21 protein-coding genes and 1 riboswitch are annotated in these 18,197 nt (G+C 69.3%); of the genes, 15 read left to right on the top strand and 6 right to left on the bottom strand.

All coding sequences use genetic code 11. The features are described from left to right. Positions 1–55: 55 nt before the first annotated feature. Positions 56–149, top strand: a riboswitch (TPP riboswitch). Continuing rightward, entirely contained in the window at positions 140–979 is an 840-nt protein-coding gene (gene thiM, locus IEX49_RS15800) for a hydroxyethylthiazole kinase (protein ID WP_188807119.1), read from the top strand. (Overlaps the previous riboswitch by 10 nt.) Then, complete coding sequence (locus IEX49_RS15795) at positions 976–1,713, top strand: thiamine phosphate synthase (RefSeq protein WP_188807117.1); 738 nt, start codon at positions 976–978, stop codon at positions 1,711–1,713. The genes thiM and IEX49_RS15795 overlap by 4 nt, the downstream gene beginning before the upstream one ends. Before the next feature lie 28 nt (positions 1,714–1,741). On the opposite strand, the gene IEX49_RS15790 is transcribed toward IEX49_RS15795, so the two are convergent. Then, a complete protein-coding gene (locus IEX49_RS15790) occupies positions 1,742–3,220 on the bottom strand; it encodes a benzaldehyde dehydrogenase (RefSeq protein WP_188807115.1) in 1,479 nt (492 codons plus the stop codon). A gap of 149 nt (positions 3,221–3,369) precedes the next feature. Further along, a complete protein-coding gene (locus IEX49_RS15785) occupies positions 3,370–4,800 on the bottom strand; it encodes an APC family permease (RefSeq protein ID WP_229672801.1) in 1,431 nt (476 codons plus the stop codon). Positions 4,801–5,029: 229 nt separating this feature from the next. On the opposite strand from IEX49_RS15785, the gene IEX49_RS15780 reads away from it, so the two are divergent. Continuing rightward, complete coding sequence (locus tag IEX49_RS15780; protein ID WP_188807111.1) at positions 5,030–5,950, top strand: LysR family transcriptional regulator; 921 nt, start codon at positions 5,030–5,032, stop codon at positions 5,948–5,950. Positions 5,951–6,170: 220 nt separating this feature from the next. Then, positions 6,171–7,490: an aspartate aminotransferase family protein gene (locus tag IEX49_RS15775; RefSeq protein ID WP_229672796.1), complete on the top strand. Its 1,320-nt coding sequence runs from the start codon at positions 6,171–6,173 to the stop codon at positions 7,488–7,490. Positions 7,491–7,555: 65 nt separating this feature from the next. Here IEX49_RS15775 and budC read toward each other — a convergent pair whose 3' ends face one another. Then, positions 7,556–8,335, bottom strand: a complete 780-nt coding sequence (budC, locus tag IEX49_RS15770; protein WP_188807107.1) for a meso-2,3-butanediol dehydrogenase — start codon at positions 8,333–8,335, stop codon at positions 7,556–7,558. 108 nt (positions 8,336–8,443) lie between these two features. On the opposite strand from budC, the gene IEX49_RS15765 reads away from it, so the two are divergent. The 9 genes from IEX49_RS15765 to IEX49_RS16935 all read left to right on the top strand — a co-directional run bounded on the left by IEX49_RS15765 (position 8,444) and on the right by IEX49_RS16935 (position 12,936). Continuing rightward, positions 8,444–8,734, top strand: a complete 291-nt coding sequence (locus IEX49_RS15765; protein WP_188807105.1) for a GNAT family N-acetyltransferase — start codon at positions 8,444–8,446, stop codon at positions 8,732–8,734. A gap of 105 nt (positions 8,735–8,839) precedes the next feature. Next, positions 8,840–9,949, top strand: coding sequence for a GTP-binding protein (locus IEX49_RS15760; RefSeq protein WP_188807103.1), 1,110 nt, complete (start codon positions 8,840–8,842; stop codon positions 9,947–9,949). After that, positions 9,946–10,068, top strand: coding sequence for a type B 50S ribosomal protein L36 (gene ykgO / locus IEX49_RS15755; RefSeq protein WP_188807102.1), 123 nt, complete (start codon positions 9,946–9,948; stop codon positions 10,066–10,068). The genes IEX49_RS15760 and ykgO overlap by 4 nt, the downstream gene beginning before the upstream one ends. Positions 10,069–10,150: 82 nt before the next feature. Then, positions 10,151–10,558 (top strand): hypothetical protein, encoded by a 408-nt coding sequence (locus tag IEX49_RS15750; RefSeq protein WP_188807101.1) that lies wholly within the window; start codon positions 10,151–10,153, stop codon positions 10,556–10,558. Continuing rightward, positions 10,555–11,202, top strand: a complete 648-nt coding sequence (locus tag IEX49_RS15745) for a transcriptional regulator (RefSeq protein WP_188807099.1) — start codon at positions 10,555–10,557, stop codon at positions 11,200–11,202. Before IEX49_RS15750 ends, IEX49_RS15745 begins: the two co-directional genes overlap by 4 nt. Positions 11,203–11,332: 130 nt before the next feature. After that, positions 11,333–11,674, top strand: a complete 342-nt coding sequence (locus IEX49_RS16950) for a hypothetical protein (RefSeq protein WP_229672794.1) — start codon at positions 11,333–11,335, stop codon at positions 11,672–11,674. Further along, entirely contained in the window at positions 11,675–11,821 is a 147-nt protein-coding gene (locus IEX49_RS16945; RefSeq protein WP_229672792.1) for a hypothetical protein, read from the top strand. Continuing rightward, entirely contained in the window at positions 11,818–12,537 is a 720-nt protein-coding gene (locus IEX49_RS16940; RefSeq protein ID WP_229672791.1) for a PEP/pyruvate-binding domain-containing protein, read from the top strand. Before IEX49_RS16945 ends, IEX49_RS16940 begins: the two co-directional genes overlap by 4 nt. A 39-nt stretch (positions 12,538–12,576) precedes the next feature. Further along, complete coding sequence (locus IEX49_RS16935) at positions 12,577–12,936, top strand: PEP-utilizing enzyme (protein WP_229672789.1); 360 nt, start codon at positions 12,577–12,579, stop codon at positions 12,934–12,936. On the opposite strand, the gene IEX49_RS15730 is transcribed toward IEX49_RS16935, so the two are convergent. Beyond that, entirely contained in the window at positions 12,920–13,210 is a 291-nt protein-coding gene (locus tag IEX49_RS15730; protein WP_188807097.1) for a MerR family transcriptional regulator, read from the bottom strand. The two genes, IEX49_RS16935 and IEX49_RS15730, sit on opposite strands and share 17 nt — an antisense overlap. 140 nt (positions 13,211–13,350) lie before the next feature. On the opposite strand from IEX49_RS15730, the gene IEX49_RS15725 reads away from it, so the two are divergent. After that, entirely contained in the window at positions 13,351–13,782 is a 432-nt protein-coding gene (locus IEX49_RS15725) for an Hsp20/alpha crystallin family protein (protein WP_188807095.1), read from the top strand. Positions 13,783–13,907: 125 nt separating this feature from the next. Then, positions 13,908–14,285: a hypothetical protein gene (locus tag IEX49_RS15720; protein ID WP_188807093.1), complete on the top strand. Its 378-nt coding sequence runs from the start codon at positions 13,908–13,910 to the stop codon at positions 14,283–14,285. A 315-nt stretch (positions 14,286–14,600) separates the two neighbouring features. Here the strand turns inward: IEX49_RS15720 and IEX49_RS15715 are convergent, their stop codons facing one another. Together IEX49_RS15715 and IEX49_RS15710 are read right to left on the bottom strand one after the other, a co-directional pair. Continuing rightward, positions 14,601–17,165: a YhgE/Pip domain-containing protein gene (locus tag IEX49_RS15715; protein WP_188807091.1), complete on the bottom strand. Its 2,565-nt coding sequence runs from the start codon at positions 17,163–17,165 to the stop codon at positions 14,601–14,603. Then, on the bottom strand, positions 17,165–17,884 hold the full coding sequence (locus IEX49_RS15710; protein ID WP_188807089.1) for a TetR/AcrR family transcriptional regulator: 720 nt from the start codon (positions 17,882–17,884) through the stop codon (positions 17,165–17,167). The genes IEX49_RS15715 and IEX49_RS15710 overlap by 1 nt, the downstream gene beginning before the upstream one ends. Positions 17,885–18,197 lie beyond the last annotated feature (313 nt).

Raw genomic sequence — 18,197 nt, 5'->3', positions numbered from 1 at the left:
ACAACGACTGGACGTGGGGCCGGGGATGGGAATGAGTGTGCCTGCCCTACACTGAACCCTGGACACGGGGTGCGCCGACCGGCGCTGAGATCACACCCGTGGAACCTGATCTAGTTCGAACTAGCGAAGGGATGTCCACGTGACTTCTTCCTGCTCAACCCGGCCGGGACCGGACCTCGCGCACGATCCGGACCTGGCCGCCGTCGCGCCCGTGATCCGTGCGGTGCGCGAGCGCGCGCCGCTGGTGCATTGCATCACCGCCACCGTGTCCATGGGGATCGTGGCCGACGGGCTGCTCGCCGCCGGCGCCCGCCCCATGATGACCGAGACCCTCGCCGAGGCCCCCGTGGTGACCACCGTGGCCGACGCGCTCGCGGTCAACCTCGGGACCCTGAGCACCGACGCGATGGACGGCATCCCGGCAGCGGTGGAGGTCGCCGTGCGGGACGGGCGCCCTTGGGTGTTGGACCCCACCGCGATCGGCCTTGCCCCTGTCCGCACGCCGCTGGCGCGGGAGCTGCTGGATTCTCATCCGGAGGTGGTGCGCGGCAATGCCTCCGAGGTGCTGGCCTTGGTGGGGAGTGGGCCTGGTGGGCGTGGAGCGGACTCGGTGGCGGCACCGGTCGCGGCCGAGGAGGCCGCACGGGAGGTGGTGCGGCGGACCGGGGGAGCGGTCGCCGTCTCCGGTGAGACGGACCTGGTGCTCGACGCCGGCCGTCGCGCCCTGGTGGCGCGCGGCACCTCCCAGCTCACGCGGGTCACCGGCACGGGATGCCTTCTCGGGGCGCTGACCGCGGCGTGCTGCGCGGTGGAGGTGGATCCGTTCCGGGCGGGGCTGGCTGCGACGACATGGCTGAACGTGGCCGGTGAAGTGGCTGCGGAGCGGGCCGCAGGGCCGGGGAGCTTCCGGGTGGAGCTGCTCGATGCGCTGGACGCGGTGGGCGCCGCGACGGATGGTTCGGGCGGGGCCGTGCGGTGAGGGCTGGTGACTCGGCGCGCGAGCCGCTGGACCTGCGCTGTTACCTGGTGACCTCCGGGACCGGGCGTCGGACCGTGGAGGTGGCGGCCGCCGCGGCGGGTGCCGGGGCCGGCGTCGTGCAGGTGCGGGCCAAGGACGCGTCCGCGGCCGATCTGCTCGAGCTCACGTGTGCCGTGGCGGAGGCCGTGCGCGCGGCGAACCCTGCCACGCGCGTGCTCGTGGACGACCGGGCCGACGTGGCGTTCGCTGCCCGTGCCCGGGGAGCTGCGGTCCACGGCGTGCACCTCGGACAGGACGACCTGCCGGTGGCAGCGGCACGCGAGCTGCTGGGACCGGAGGCGGTGATCGGGGTGACCACCGGGACCCTGGAGCTGGTGCGGGCCGCAGAGGAGCTGCGCGGGGTGATCGACTACGTCGGGGCCGGGCCGTTCCGGCCGACCCCGACGAAGGACTCCGGGCGGGAACCGCTGGGGGTGTCCGGTTACGGTCCCCTGGTGGCGGCGACGGAGCTGCCGATCGTGGCGATCGGGAGCGTCACCGCCGCCGATGCCGCCGCGCTCGCTGGGACCGGCGTGGCCGGCGTCGCGCTGGTGCGGGCCCTCATGGAGACCGAGGATCCGGGGGCTGTGGTGCGGAAGGTGCTGGCGGGGTTCGCTGGTCGCCAAGATCGTCAGTCACAGTTGACCCGACGGTCGGCCCCCATACCGCATTTTGAGGGCAAAGATTACTGGTGATCTCTGCCCTCATAGTGGGTGGTGGGGTTTAGAAGGGGTAGGGGGCGATGTCGGGGCGCATGGTGAGCCATTGGGTCTCGGTGAAGGCCTCGATGTTCGCGGTGTAGCCACCGAACCGGGAGCCGGTGCCGGAGGCTCCGACCCCGCCGAAGGGGGCGTTGGACTCATCCGAGACGGTCTGTTCGTTGATGTGGACCTTGCCGGAGTGGACCAGGTCCGCCAGCTTCATGGCCTGGCCGACGTCTCCGAGGATGCCCACGGAGAGCCCGTATTCGTTGGCGTTGATGATCTCGGCGGCCTCCTCGATCGAGCTGAAGGACAACACCGGAGCCACCGGCCCGAAGATCTCCTCGGCCCAGGCCGGGTTGTCCCGATCGATCCCGGAGATCACCGTGGGGGCGTAGAACAGGTTCTCGTAGGTGCCGCCGGCCTCGATGTTCGCCCCGGCGTCCTTCGCCCCCCGCACGATGCGGTCGATGTTGTCCCGTTGCTTCTCGTCGATGATCGGTCCCAGGGCGACCTGCCCGGTGGGATCGCCGACGGGCAGGTGCTCGGCCTTCTCCTTCAGGGCGGCCACGTACTCCTCCTTCAGGGACTCGTGGACGAGGTGGCGGCCGGTGGTCATGCAGACCTGTCCCTGGTGCATGAAGGACCCGAAGGCTCCGGCACTGGCAGCGGCGGCGACATCGGCGCCAGGCAGCACGACCATGGCGTTGTTGCCGCCGAGCTCCAGGTGGGCTCGCTTGAGGTTGCGGCCGCAGGCCTCCCCGACCTTCCGGCCGGCGGCGGTGGAGCCGGTGAAGGACACGATCCGCACCTCCGGGGCGTCGGTCAACGCGGCCCCGGTCTCCGCGCCACCGGTGAGTAGCTGCAGCACCCCGGCGGGCAGGCCGGCCTCTTCGAAGGCGCGCATGATCATCACGCCGCCGGAGACCGGGGTCCGCGGGTCGGGCTTGAGGATCACCGCGTTGCCCAGGGCCAGGGCCGGCGCCACGGAACGGATGGACAGGATCAGCGGGAAGTTGAACGGGGAGATCACCGCAACCACTCCGGCCGGGACCCGGCGGGCGAAGGACCAGTGGTCCTCATCGGAGGTCAGCACGTCCCCGGCCGGATGGTGCGGCAGTCCGGCGGCGTCGAAGCACTCATTGGCCGCCACATGGGTCTCCAGCCCGGCCTTCGGGGCGATCGCCCCGGTCTCGCGCTGGATCCACGTGTTGAACTCCTGAACGTGGTCCTCGAAGACCTGACCGGCCCGGCGCAGCACCGCGGCACGCTCCTCCGGCTTGCGCGCAGCCCATTCCCTCTGAGCCGCGGCGGCCCGGGTGGCCGCGGCGTAGACATCCTCCGCGGAGGCTATCCCCGCGCTGCCCAGCACCGCACCGGTGGCCGGCTCGATGACGTCCACCGACTCCGCCGAACCCTGCGTCCAGCCATCCGTATAGATCTTGCCGCCCCAGACAGACGGATCCAGAATGGACGATTGCTCGGTCTGCAACGTTGTCATGATTCTCCTCGTAACAATAGATGTGTATATGGCGCGGGATGCCCCGCGTAGCGGTTCCCGTGGGGAATGGCAGTGACCAGTGGTGGTGTGGAGCGGTCCAGCTGGCGGGGCTGGATCGGGCGGTGTCGGTGCTCCGCATCCAGGAGCTATCACGTTCCCGGTGTGGGGTCCGCCAGCCGTGGCTCTGCGACGGTCTCAGGGTCATATTCGCGGCGTAGGTCCTCGACGGGGCGCACGGCGCCGATGATCAGTCCGGCGCCGATGGCAACCAGGTAGAGGGCCGGAAGGATGACTGAGATGGCGCCTTCGGTGTCGATCAGGGCGTCGAAATTGATCACCGCCAGAACCACGGCGACCACCAGGACTGCTCCTCCGATCAGAGGCGCGACGAGGCGTGACCACAGGCCCACCTGAGCGGAACGCCCGCGGAGGAAAACGACGACGGCTGCGGCGCCGGCAGCCTGCAACAGCAGGAGGCCGAGTGTGCCGAGCCCGATCATCCACATGTACAGCACTGCAAAGGGGTCCTGGCCGGTCAGCATGAACAACACCAGCAGAAGGCCACAGGTGATCGAGACGATCACGCTGGCACGGCTCGGACTGTGGTGACGGGGGTGTGTGTGGCTGAGCCACCGTGGCAAGAAGGCGGACCTGCCCAGGGAGAACACGTAGCGATTCAGGGCATTGTGGAAGGACAACAGCACCGCCAGCAGGCTGGTCACCACGAGCAGTTCCATCACGACGGCGGCCCACGCGCCGAGGTAATCGGTGACGGCAGCGAGGACGAAGTTGACCGGGTCGGCCAAGGCGGCGTCCTGGACGTCATCGACCCCGTAGGCGAGGGCGAGGGCCCACATGGTCAGGGTGTAGGCCACACCGATCACGATGACGGCGATGTAGGTGGCCCGCGGCACCGACTTCTTGGGGTCACGTGCCTCTTCGCCGTACAGGATGGTCGCCTCGAAGCCGACGAAACAGGCAAAGGCGAAGAGCAGGGCCAGCCCCATGGTGGGACTGAAGATGTCGGCAGGGCTGAACGAGGCCACGTTGATGCCTTCGACACCGCCTTGCACCAGTACGGCGGCATCGAAGACGAGCAGAAACAGGACCTCCAGGACCAGCATGACGCCCAGGAGCACCGTGGACACTCGGATGTCTCGATAGGCGAGCAGGCCGATGACAGCCACACCGACCAAAAGCGTGGCCTGCCACGGAACCTCGAGGCCCAGGAACCGGTCGAAGAAGTCAGAGGTGAATGTGGCGAACTGGGCCGAGATTCCCAGGAACATGGCGAGATAGGCCACCAGGGCGATCCCGGCGGCGGCGTAACCAGCCCAGCGGCCCATGCCCCAGGAGATGAAAGCGGCGAAACCGCCGGCATTGGTGACGTACCGACTCATGGCCGAGAACCCGAAGGCGAAGAGCAAGAGGGCCAACGCAGCGATCAGATACATGGCCGGAGCCGCCGGGCCGGCGAACATGAACACCACCGGGCCGGCTCCCAACGTGGCGGCCAGAGGTGCGGCGGCCGCGACCACGAAGAACACGATCCCGGCGGTGCCGATGGAACCCGTGTTCAATTGGGTGGTTTTCGATGACGCTGTCTGGGGTTGGCTCGTCGGGGATGACGTTTTCATGGATACCTCTGGGGGTGGGAAGATGCTGGCAGGTGGTCGATCCACTGTGGTCTTCCATGCTTCGGGAGCCAGCGGTACGTGACAACGGTCACTGTGAGAAGGTGCGTTCGCGATTCTTGAACATGGAGTCCACGGGGCGCTGAAGGCCGAGGAGAGTCGAGGGTGACTGGTGATGGAGATCCGGCAGCTGCAGTATGTGGTGCGGGTGGCCGAGACACTGCACTTCGGCCGTGCTGCCGAGATGGAGCACATCGCCGCGTCTGCCCTGAGCACCCACATACGCCGGCTCGAATCCAGACTGGACGTCAAATTGTTCGAACGGACCCCCCATCAGGTGTTGGTCACTCCCGCAGGAGTGCATTTCGTCCGCGAGGCCCAAATGATCTTGGACCAACTGGACAGATTGCGCACCGAAACCCAGTCCATCGCTCGTAGCGCTACCGAGCATCTGAGCATTGGCTTCTTCGGGGAGGCACTGGGCGAACTCACCCACCGGGTCTTCGGGGCCTTCGCAGCGAACTTTCCACAGACTCGACTGGACTTCACGGAGTTGTCCATGAGTACCCAGTTCGAAGAGCTCGGCTCGGGGGTGGTTGACGTCGCCTTCTTCCGCATGCCGATCGACGACCCGCGATTCGAGATCAGACCGCTCTTCCAGGAGCGGCTCTACGCGGCGGTGGCGGCCACTGGGCCCTTCGGACAGGCCGCCTCCCTGACGGTGGCCGACATCCTGGATCAGCCCTTTGCGGTCGCCGGGGACACCACTCCGACCGAGTGGGCGGATTTCTGGACCCTGGCTGGCGTCCGCGGGGCGCCTGGCCGCGCCGGTGCCCTGGTCCGCACCTTGAACGAGAGTCTCTCTGCGGTGGCGTACTCCGGGGCGATCGACACCTATCCGGCCTCGGCCACCCGCACCTTCCAACACCCCGGAGTCCGGTTCGTCCCGATCTCCGATGCGCCCGCCAGTGTCCAGGCGTTCGCCTGGCGCCGAGGCAATGTGAATCCGATGATTCCCGAACTGTTGGAGGTGACCCGGACGGTGATCCGGGACCACATCTCAGACCTGCCGGAAGCCGAATCTCTCGTCGGCTGAGGCCGACCTGCCACTCTGCGGGCCGGCGTCGGGCGTTCTGTTCTGGCGAAGACGCATTCGAGTTTCCGTGATTGCCGACTGTAGGCCGTGGACCGAAAGATGGAACGACAGACAGCAGCCGTGGGCTGCCATCCCATCAACGAAGAGGTTCATTGTGGCGGGATTCTCGCTTCAGCAAGCACAGCAGAGATTCATGGAGCGGTTCTCGGTCTCCGGGCGAATGAGCGAGGAGAGTCGCCGATCCGTGCCGGGCGGATACAGTCGGAACTCCTTCAACTTCGGCCCCCACGCGATCTTCGTGACCAGCGGTGAAGGGGCCTACATCGAGACGGTTGACGGGCACCGTCTCCTGGATCTGAACAACAACTACACCGTCAATGTCTTGGGTCACCACCACCCTGCGCTGACGTCGGCCTTGATGGAAGCCATTCCCCACGGAATCTCGTTCGGCAATCCGGGCAGCCAGGAGGGGGACCTGGCCCGGATGCTCATTGAGCGCATCCCCTCGGTGGAGAAGGTGCAGTTCTCCTGCTCGGCGACGGAGTCCTGTATGACGGCCGTCCGTCTGGCGCGAGCCACCACGGGGCGCACCCGGATTGCGAAACTCGAAGGTGGATACCACGGCTTTAGCGACGTGTTGCAGATCTCCGCACACCCCACCCCGGAGAATGGCGGCGAGGCCGCGGCCCCGGCATCCGTGCCGGACAGTGGGGGTATCCCTGCCACGACGGTGGACGACGTCCTCGTGCTGACCCAGAATGATCTGTCTGGCACCGAAGCACTCCTGCGGGCCCATGGTGAGGAACTGGCGTGCCTGATCCTGGAACTCCAGAGCGGTGCTGGCGGTATGGTGGCGCTGGATCAGGAATTCGTGCAGATGCTGCGCGATGTCACCCGAGAGCTGGGGATCGTGCTGGTCTTCGATGAGACCATCAGTCTGCGGGCCGGATACCACGGACTGCAGGGCCTCTACGGGATCACACCGGACCTGACCGTCATGGGCAAGATCATCGGTGGCGGGCTGCCCCTGGGAGCGGTGGGCGGCAGGGCAGACATCATGGATGCCTTGGAGGACGGCCGGGTCTCGGTCTCCGGAACACACCACGGGCACAAACTCTCGGTGCTGGCAGGGGCTGCCTGCCTGACTGAGCTCACCGAAGAGGCCTTCGCCACGCTGAATGGGCATGCCCGGCGTATCGCGTCAGAGCTCAATACGTGGAGCCAGGATCGCAACAGCCCGTTCCGGATCCACGGACGGGAAATCTCGCATCTGGGGTACGCCTACATGACTTCGCCTGGCGAGGCGGTGCGAACGCACCGTGACTACTGGCGCATCGTGGACGGGGAGAAGACGCAGACCATCTCTCTCGAGCTGGCCAACCGGGGATACTTTCCCGTCCACCGGGGAGAGATGTCGCTGTCCTTGGCCATGACCGACGAGGACATCACTGGGCTGATCGAGACCCTGAAGTCAATCGTCTCGGACATGGAATCCGAGACTGTGACGAACGCCGTCCGGCCGGCGACGCACGCTTTGTAGCGCGGCTGTCTCCTCCCCGTTGGGCGAGAGTGGGTGGGGAAACCACGCTGATCCCGCGTGCGGGATCAGGTCGAGAGGCCGACCGAGATGTTCGGCTGGGCGCTCCAGGAGGTCAGGCCGCCGTCCACCGGCAGGATGACGCCGGTGATGAAGCTGGCGTCCTCGCTGGCGAGGAAGGTGATCGCGCTGGCGATCTCCTCGGGTTCGGAGGTGCGGCCCAGCGGGATGCGCTCGGCGTAGGTGGCGGCGATCTCCTCGTTCGCCAGGGCCTCCTCGAGGATGGGGGTGCGCACCGGGCCGGGGGCCACGGCGTTGACGCGCACGCCATCGTGCCCGTAGTCCACGGCAGTGGCACGGGTGAAGTTCACGACGGCGCCCTTGGCCGTGTCATAGGCCACCATGGCGTAGTCGCCATACAGCCCGGAGATGGACGCGGTGTTCACGATGTTGCCCTGTGACTCCAGCAGGTGCGGCAGGGCCGCACGCGCCATGAAGAAGACCCCGTCCAGGTCCACGCCCATCACCTTGCGCCAGTCCTCGTCGCTGACGTCACCGGCCTTGCCAACGCCGCCCACACCGGCGTTGTTGATGAGCACATCGAGACCGCCCAGCTGTTCGACGACCTGTTCCACGGCTGCCTTCGCCGAGTCGGAATCGGAGACGTTGGCCGCCACACCGATCAACCGATCGCCTGAGGACTCGCCGGAGACGAACTCGTCAACGCGCTCCTGGTCGATGTCCAGCACGGCCACCCGGGCCCCGTCCTCGAGGAACCGCCGGGTGGTGGCGGCCCCGATACCCGAGATACCCCCGGTCACCAGAATTCGCTTTCCGTCAAAACGCATCAATACCCACTCCTTTGCAAAACAGTTTTACGAATAGCGGATGTGCCCAGTGTAGGAGTGGTGCAACGGGTGAATGCAAGGAGGGCGGCGTCAGCGGCTCTGCGAGGCGTGCCGCCGCCGGAGGGCTATCCGCCCGAGCGGAACCTCCAGGACCTGACCCGGCATGCCGCCGACTTCGAGGCGCGCAAGGGGTTCACCTTCACGGTGCTGGACCCGGTGGACGGGGACGTCATCGGCTGCGTCTACCTCTACCCTCCGGAGAGGGAGGGCTTCGACGTCGCGGTGCAGTCCTGGGTGCGCGCGAGCCACGCCTCCCTGGACGGTCCGCTGGCCGAGACGCTCGTCGACTGGATCGCCGAGGACTGGCCCTGGGAGCGGTCGGACCGCTATGGGCGGTGATCTCGGTTCCGGGGCCCGCCTCGACTGCTGACGTCGACGGCCGTAGGGCCGGTCTGCGCCAACTGGCCTCTCTAATGCGAATCATTCTCATGTAGGATGGCGGGCATGCGCCTCACCCTCGTCAGTTCCCTGGACTCCCTGTGTCGCCGACAGGCCTGTGATCTGCTCGCCACCTCGTCTCCGGAGGCCGTGGTGGCGTTCCACGACCTCCTGGAGGACGGAGTGCTGGTCCGCCGTGTCTTCCGGCCCGGGGTGGGACCGGAGCGTCATAAGAGGCGACTGGAGCACCCCTGTCCCAGCTGCGCCGTCCGCTTGGAGATCGTGCCCTCCGTCCGGCAGGCGCAGGACGAGGGTGTGGGGCACCTGATCCTGGCTTTGCCCGAGGCGCTGCCGGCCGCCGGTGTGCTGCAGGCGCTGACCGGCGGCACCCGCCGGGGCATCACCCTGGACGCTGTGGTGCTGGCCTGCTCCCCGAGTGCGGTGGAGGACCAGATCTGGGACCGCCACACGCTGTTCGAGTCCGGCTACCTCGCGCTGCCGCAGGATCCGCGGACGCCGGGGGAATTCCTGATGGACGAACTCGCGCTGACCGGCGCCGTGCTGCTGGCCGAGCCCGACGTGGTCCCGGTCGACCCACCCGCCCGCGCCCGGGGACTCCAGCTGCTCCGGGAGCTGGCACCTCATGCCCACCTCACCACCAGGGCTGCCGAGGTCCGGCGCGATTCAAGCTGTTCAGGTGGTTCGCAGGAACCGGGGGGATGCGATGCGGCCGGTTCGCCGTTCGGCACCGTGCGCCACCGGCTCCACCGCCCCCTGCACCCCGAACGGTTCCACCGGGCCCTGGAGGTCTTGGCGCCGGGATGCTGCCGGCTGCGCGGACAGCTCTGGATGGCCCCTGCCCCGGAGTGCCGGATCCTGCTGAAAGGGGCTGGCCCCCGGGTGTGGCTGGAGAACACCGGGCCGTGGCCGGCCTACCGGGACGAATCCCTGCCGGCACCTCCGGTGATGCTCGCTGAGGGCGTTTCGCACGGCGACCTCGGGCAGCCCGGCACGGTCATCGAAGCCACCGGCGAAGGCCTGGGCACCGCCGAGTTCGCCCGCCTGCTCACCGAATCCCAGCTGACCGAGGCTGAGATGCAGTCCGGATTCACCGGCCTGGCCGACCCCTTCGGCCTGGATGATACCCATGACACCGACCATCGGAGGACCCCATGAAAGTAGTGAACTCGTTGCGCGCGCTGAAGAAGATCCCCGGGGCGCAAGTGGTCCGCCGCCGAGGGCGCACCTTCGTCATCAACAAGCAGAACCCCCGCATGAAGGCCCGCCAGGGCTGAGGCCGGGTCAGGCGGGGCGAGGGTACTCGCTGACATCAACGAAAGATTGACAACGAAACGTTGATGCTCCAGGCTCTCCCGCATGGCCCCTGCGCTCCCCGACGAATCCGAAGAACACCACGAGGCCGTGTCCGCCCGGCGCCGGCTCCTCGACGCCGGCGCCGACGGACTCCCGCGGTTCCCCTGGCAACGCGCCGGCAGTCCGCCCGATGACCTGACACTGCTGCGGTACGCCCTGGAGCGCGCCAACGCCGCCCTGGGACGGGCAGATCACGAGGAGCTGCGGGCTGCCCTGCAACTGGTGGACTCGGCGCGGGCGGACCTGGACGCCCTCGAGGCGGGGCTGCTGCTGGTCGCCCGCGCGGAAGGGCTGACCTGGCCGGACATCGCGCAGCAGCTCGGGGTCAACTCGCCCCAGGCCGCCCAGCAGCGGTTCCAGCGGGTCTCCAGCCGCACGGAGTCCGGAGGGCCCCCGGGGCGGCCCTCGTGAACGCGCGCCCTGCGTCAGGCGGCACCGGTCCCTCGACCCCGCAGCTCCGCATCCTCAACGCCGTCCGCCTGGGCGGCTTCGCAGCCACCCTCGCCGTCGCCGAGCGCGCCGACCTGGAGGTCACTACCGCGGAGGGTACCCTCCTGGGCCTCGCCCGCGACGCCCTCATCGAGCGCATGAGCTTCGGTGGATCCGGCGGCTGGATCCTCACGGACGCGGGCAAGGAACGACTCACCGCTTTGCTCGCCGAGGAGCGCCGGACCGCCGGAGCCCACGCAGTCCTCGAATCCACCGCGGAACGCTTCGAGGATCTCAACACCCGGCTCGTGCGCCTCCTGACCGAGTGGCAGCTCGAGTCACCCGCCAGCCGCGCCAGCCACCGGGACGCGGTGCTGCCCGAGTTGACCGAGCTGGGCCATGCCCTGGAACGCCTCCTCGCCGACCTCGCCGCCGATCTCCCGAGGTTCGCGCGTTACCCGCGCCAGTTCACCGCCGCCGTGCGGACGGCGCGCGCGGGCGAGGAGAAGTGGGTGGCCGGCGTCGGGATCCTGTCCTGCCACACCGTGTGGGTCGAACTCCACCAGGACCTGCTCTGCAGCCTGGGCCGCGCCCGTACCCCGCAGCCGGACCCGGGCGGACGGTGACCGTGGCCGCCCGCACCCTCTACCTCCTGCGCCACGGGGCGGCTGACGCCCTGGGTGAACTGACCGACGACGGCCGGGAACAGTCACGCCTGATCGGCCGACGTCTCGCGCGAATGCCCCTCGACGCGGTGTGGCATTCCCGCTGCCGCGGGCGGCCGCCAGCGCGGCGATCCTCTCCGCGGAGCTGGGCGCGCAGCGGCCGCGAGTCCTGGTCGACGAGGCCCCCGAACTCGTGGACCACGTCCCCCACGTGCCGGCGCCGGGCGAGCTCTCCCCCTCCTGGACCGGTCTCTTCGACGGCTATGACCGTGCCGAGGCGGAGACCGGGCATCGGGCGGCGGACGCTCTCGTGGCGCGGTTCGGCCGACCGGACGCTCAGTCCCAGCGCCCGACGCACGAGGTGCTCGTCACCCACGCTTACCCCATCGCTTGGCTGGTGCGGGAGGCCCTCGGGGCGCCGACGGCCCGGTGAATGTCCCTGGCCGGGATCGCCAACGCCTCCCTGACCGTGATCGAGCTCCGGGTGGGCGAACCCCCGGGCGTGGTGACGGTCAACGAACTCTCCCACCTGCCCGATCGGCTGCGGTGGACCGGATTCGCCGGCGGCAGGCAGCCATGACCGTACTGGACCTCGCCGCCGCCGGGGCCGTCGGCGTTCCCGAGGTCGGCGGCAAGGCCGCGTCCCTCGCCCGGCTGCTGCGCGCCGGGTTCGCCGTGCCGCACGGCTTCGTGATCCCGGCGGGCGTGTATCGCCAAGCGGCGGTGGCGTTGGGTCTGGACCGGCCGTCCGCCGGGCGCCCCGAAGAAGCACGACGCCGGCTCCTCGCCATCGACCTGCCCGCTGCGGTCATCGAGGGGGTCGGGCGGGCGGTGGATGACCTGCTGGAGGGGGCCGGCTCGGAGTATGTGGCGGTGCGGTCCTCGGCGGTGGGCGAGGACGGCGCGGGGGCTTCGGCTGGAGCGGCGGGCGGGATGGCCGTGCTGGTCCAGCGCTTCGTGGACGCCGAGGTCTCCGGGGTGATGTTCACCGGTGACCCGACCGTGATCGAGGGCTCCTGGGGCGTGGGGGAGTTGCTGGTCTCCGGGAGGGTCGCCCCCGACTCCTGGCGCACGGACGACTCTGGGATCCTCGCGCGCCGGGCAGGACGGAAGATCACGCGCTCGGACCGTCGGGACGGGCGACTCGTGACCGGCCCGGTGGCCGCGGCGGAGCAGGCAGCGTGGTGCCTGGCGGACTCCCGGGTGCAGTCCCTGCACGTGGTGGGCCGGAAGGTGTCCTCCGTGCTGGGCGGTGCCCGGGACATCGAGTGGGTGCTCGCGGACGGCACCACCTAAATCCTTCAGGCCCGTCCCGTCACCACACCCCTCCCGGAGGTGACAGCGGGGCCGGAACGGACCGGCGTCGGGCAGGTGCTGGTGGGGGTGCCGGCCAGTCCGGGGGTGGCCACCGGCCGGGTCCAGGTGGTCCGCGGCCCCGGGGACTTCGCGGCCGTCCGCCCGGGTGACGTGCTCGTGTGCCGCGAGACAGATCCGGCCTGGACGCCCCTGTTCACGATCGCCGCGGCGGTGGTGACCGAGACCGGAGGGGTGCTGTCCCACGCGGCCATCGTCGCCCGCGAGGTGGGGATCCCCGCCGTGCTCGCCGTACCCGGGGCTGCCGAGGCTCTGATCCGCGTGGCGGCAGTGACGGTGGATGGCGATGCCGGCCGCGTCGACGCTACGTCTGGCCCTTGAGGCGGTCCATCTGCCGCCTGAGGTGTCGATTGCGGGCCTCGAGCTGCAGGACCAGGCGAACGCCGGCCAGGTTCAGGCCTTCGGCCAGCAGTTCCCCGATGCGCCGGAGTACGGCGACGTCCCGGTCGCTGTAGAGACGGGTGCCGCCCGAGGTCCGGTCGGGTTCGAGCAGCCCGCGGCTCTCATACTGGCGCAGGTTGTGCTGCTCCATCCCCACCATCCTGGCGGTCACCGAGATGCTGTAGACGCCCTGGTTGTCCTTGCTCGCCACCATGCGGAACCTCCCTGCCCGCCTGAAAACTCACTCTTGCGGACCTTGGCTTCGTGAGTTATATAAATATGTACCAGCCAGTTGAGATCTGCAAGGCTGGCACCAGGAGATTCAGACCGATCATCTGTTGGGAGTGAGCAATCATGCTGATGCGTACCGATCCGTTCCGCGAACTTGACCGACTCGCCGAGCAGGTACTGGGAACCCGTTCCCGGCCGGCGGCCATGCCCTTGGAGGCCTGGCGGGAGGGCGACCAGTTCGTCATCGCGTTCGACCTGCCCGGGGTCGAGGCGGACTCCATCGACCTCGGGATCGAAGGCAACGCCCTGACCGTTCGGGCCGAGCGGTCGCCGCGGGCCCCGGAGGGTGCCGAGATGCTGGCCTCCGAGCAGCCGAGGGGCGTCTTCAGCCGTCAGGTCGTCCTGGGCGAACAACTCGACACCGGCGCGATCACGGCCGGCTATGAGTCCGGCGTCCTGACGGTGCGGATCCCCGTGGCGGAGCACGCCAAGCCACGGCGGATCCAGGTCGAGGCAACCGGCGATCAGAGGCAGCTCGTGGAGTCCGGCTCCTAGGGGCTTCCCTCATCGCGGGGCCCGGGGCGTGGCTCCGGGCCTCCGCGGGCGGACGCTCGCGTTCCAACCCTCGGGGGCGTGGGCGTCCGGCCCCTGTCCGAAGCCTCTCAGTCGAGGAGACCGGTATGAGTTCATGGCGTCCGTACAACCACTCCCTGCTGCCCGCGTTCTACGAGCGGTTCGAGGAGCGCTGGGGCAAGGGCACTGCCCCGTTCCTCGATCCCGAGGTGCTGGAGCCGCCCATGCCGCGCGCGCAGTGGATCAACGCTGATACCGGTGCCGCCGTGGCCGTGGTGCCGGTGTGGGCGGACGACTCCGAGCGCAGGTCCTTTGGGGTGTTCTACCTGCCCCCGCATGGCGACATCTGGATCCTGCATCCCGGGCCGACGCAGTACGCCGAGCCAACGAGTGGGGTGGACCGGGAGCGGGTGACCCTGCGGAACCAGGCGTTCACCAAGGCCATCCGGCACGCCGAGGAGTTCATCTTCGGGCAGGGTGCCTGATATCTCCAGATGACTGGTGGGCCTCCCGCCCCCCCACTCCCGGAACGCCTGGAATCGCGCCTCGTCGTCAAACCCGGAGAGCCACACCATGGGCCCACCTGTCCGCTGGCCCCGTCGCGGTATCCCACGGCGGCGACGCTTGCCAACTGACAGGTTCCGAGGCAGGGCGAGGAGATCAGCACGGCGCCACGGGTCTTCGAGACCGTGGACCGGCGCAGTTCCGTGGCGTCATCGTCCTGGTGAAGGAGCCGGAGCCGTGCGCATCGATGGCCCGCGCCCCAGGCCCCCACCGGACCGCTGGCGTCGGGTTTCGGGTTACGCCGTGACCACTGCAGTCCGCCCCTCGGACCGGTCCGATCCGGAGGCTGCCTGACGCGCCCTGATGCCCTTGAGCGTCACGGCCACCGCCAGCATCGCCACCGCAACCCCCATCCAGATCAGCATCACCGTGATCCCGTGTCCCACGCCGATGGATCCGCCGGCGATGAGGGACCGGAAGGACTCCACGGCGTAGGTCATCGGCAACCACGGGTGGATGGCCTGGAAGAACGCCGGTGCGGTCTGGACGGGGTAGGTGCCGCCTGCGGCGGAGAGTTGCAGCACGATCAGCATCAGGGCGAAGAAGCGTCCGGGCGGTCCCAGCAGCGCAACCAGTCCCTGGTTGATGGCCATGAAGGTCACCGAGGTCAGCACGGCGAATCCGGCCAGCCCCCAGGCGTTCGCCGGTGCCATGTGCAAGCCGAACACGAGCACCGAGACCATCACCAGGGACTGCACCACGCCCATCAGTGCGGGCAATGCCGCCGAGCGCAGCATCACACGCCACAGGGGCTTGCCCTCGGTGATCATGGCCTCACGCACGGGCGGGCGCATCAGGAAGTACCCCAGTGCGCCGACCCACAGGGCAAGGGCCATGAAGTACGGGGCCAGGCCGTAGCCGTAGGAGGGGACCTCGTGGGTGCGCTCCAGGTCTGCGCTCACCGGCAGCGCGGCCACGGCGCCGAGGGTGGAGGCGTCCTCGTCCGTGTAGCTCGGCACGTCCGCCGTGCCGTCCCGCAGGGACGCGAACAGCTGGCCGGAACCATCGGAGAGCTCCCCCAGGCCGGAGGCCAGCTCGCGCGAACCGTCATCGGCGGTGGCCAGTCCGGAGGACAGCTCGGAACTGCCCGCGGCCAGCTCCTGCGCCCCGGAGGCCAGTGCCGGCATCTGCGCGGCCAGCTGGCCTGCGCCGTCGCTGAGCTGCGAGGTGCCATCGGCCAGGGTCTGCGCGCCGGTGGCCGCCGTGGAGATCCCGTCCGTCAGCGTGCCGGAGCTGTCCGCCAGCGTCTGCGCGCCCGCGGCCACCTGGCCGGCGCCGTCCGAGAGCGTGTGGATCTTGTCCGCCACCTCGGAGACCGTGGCGGCGCCCGTGGAGGCTGCGGAGGCGATCTCGTCCACGCGGTCGCGCAGGCCGGTCAGCCCCGTGCCGGAGGAGGAGTCCCCGACGATCCCGCCGAGCCCCTCGTTCACCGTGGACGCCCCGGCAGCGGCCTGCTCGGCACCCGCGTGGACCTGTGCCGCTCCGTCCGCCAGCTCCGCGAGGGCGGCCTGTCGCTGCTCATCGGTCATCGAATCGCCGGCGGCCCGGAGGTTCGCGATCCGCTCCTGGAGCGTGCCCGCATCACCCTGTACCTGCTGCACACCGGTCACGACCGCGCTGGCACTGTCCCGCAGCTGGAGTGCACCGGCCACGGCCTCGTCCAGACCGGACGCGAACTGCCCGGCACCGCCCGAGAGGGTGCCTGCGGTGTCTTCGAGGGCGGTGACGCCCTGGTCCAATTGTCCGACGCCGGCCGCCACCTTCCCGGCCCCGTCCGCCAGGGTCTGGGTCTGGCTGGGCAGGGACTCGGTCTGCGACCGCATCTGGCCCAGCCCCGTGCTCAGTTGTTGCGCGCCGTCGTCCACGGAGGAGGCGCCCCGGGCCAGGTCCTGGCTGCCGGCGTTGGCCGCCGCGGCGCCCTCCGCCAGCTGCTGGGCCCCGTGGTCCAGGGTGACGGAGCCATCCGCCAGCTGGTCGATCCCCACGACCAGGTCGCCGGCGCCGCTCTCGGCATCCTGCGAGCCCTCGGCGACCTGTCCGGCGCCGTCGGCGGCCTCCTGCATGCCGTGGTGGACCTCGGTGAAGCCCAGCAGCACGTTCTTCACGTACTCTTCGCCGATGCCCTCGGCCACCGTGCTGGACGCGGTCTCGCCGATGGTCCTGGCGATGGTGCCCATGATGATGTTCGCGCCGTCATTGGTCTGCATCCGCAGGGTGGACTGCGCCGCGTCCTCCGCCTCACCCGTGGACAGACCGGCCGCGTGCGCGGAGAAGTGCTCCGGGATGGTCAGCACGGCCATCACGTCCCCGGCCTCCAGGGCGGTCCGCGCCTCGGCCACACCCAGGGGACGCCAGTCCAGGTTGTCCGAGTCCCCGTCTGGGTGCACCAGTTCCTCGGTCAGGTCCTCGCCCAGGTGGATGGCCTCGCCCTGGGATTCGGCCGGCTCATCCAGGTTCACGACGGCGGCCGGAACCGTATCGAGGTTGCCCGTCGGGTCCATGTTGGCGCCGGTGAGCAGCCCGGAGTACAGGGACGGAATGATGGCCAGGGCCAGCAGGATCACCCCGAACCAGGCCATGGCGCCGTAGCGCTGGAGCGCCGATTTCCGCACCACCGCCTGCTGCGGCGCGGAGGCCCCGATGGCATCGAGGGCCTCACCGTGCTGGGCTGCGGGCTGGGCAGCGGGTTGAGCGGCGTGATGAACGGTATGACGGTGCGCGGGCCGTCCTCCGAAGGGAACCGGTGCGGTCCGGCCGTTCCGGAGCCGATAGGTGGGCGGGTTCTTCCGGTGCTGCGCCATCAGGCGATCCTTTCCGGGGAGGCGCCGGCCGGCGTCGTGCCGGGGTGTGTGGCGACGGTGGTGGTTGCCGGTGAGGCCGAGCGGACCGCGGCGATCTCCTGCTCCGTGGCACCCGAGCTGGACAGGAGCAGGGCCGAGAGGCGGTCGACCATGTCCGGGACCTCCGCCAGGGGGTCTGCGGAGGCGGCGAGCCACTGCTGCACCAGCCAGACCGTGCCCGCGGCCAGGAACTCCGCGCGCTCGGCGGCGGTGTCCGGGCCTTTGCGCCGATGGATGACCGGGCCGAGGGGGGAGTAGGCGAGCAGGCGGTGGGAGATGTAGCGGACGAAGTCGCTGGCCACGTCCGCGGGGTTGAGCGCGATGGCGGAGAGGTAGAAGCGGCGGTGGGCGGCCAGGTCCGTGAGCAGGGTCTGGAAGGTGTCCCGCGCGAACACGGTCCAGGTGTCCCCGAGCTCCACCGTCGGCACCCGCTCGAAGGTGGCCTCCATGCGCTGCAGCGCGGCCGCGCGGACCAGGGTGGGGACGTCCCGGAAGTACTTGTAGAACGTGGGTCGGCTGACGCCCGCGCGGCGGGCGACATCCGCGACGTTCAGCGGGGTGTTCGGGGAGTGCGGGTCCGCGCCCTCGTCCAGGATTGCCGTGACGGCGTCGATGAGGGGCGCCCAGGAGCGGCCTGCCGACAGATGTGGCCGGTCCTGGCGCTGCGACGGTTCGCTCATGGGTCCTCCTGCTGTTGGCTCGCGGGAGGTAACTTTACACCTGTCAAATGTGCGAGACCAAATACGGGGAGATCTACGGGCCTAGATGCCGACGATGACAGCGTATCGAGGTCTCGCTTGCTGACATGTGTTAAGGAGTCAGCTCTGAGGAACACAACGACTGGGTCACATGGGGCCGGCCCTCCGACCTCAAGGTCAGCCGTACTTTGCCACGTTCCTCCAGCGCTACGACGGCGTCGTGAACCACTGATGCCTTTCCGGGCAATCGTCACCGGTGGGGATTGCCCGGAAAGTCGGGGGACGACGGCGGCCA

This window comes from Citricoccus zhacaiensis (assembly GCF_014645315.1).
GTDB classification, from domain to species: Bacteria; Actinomycetota; Actinomycetes; order Actinomycetales; family Micrococcaceae; genus Citricoccus; species Citricoccus zhacaiensis.
Note: the sequence above shows the minus strand (reverse complement) of the source record. Positions and strands in the feature narration are given on the sequence as shown.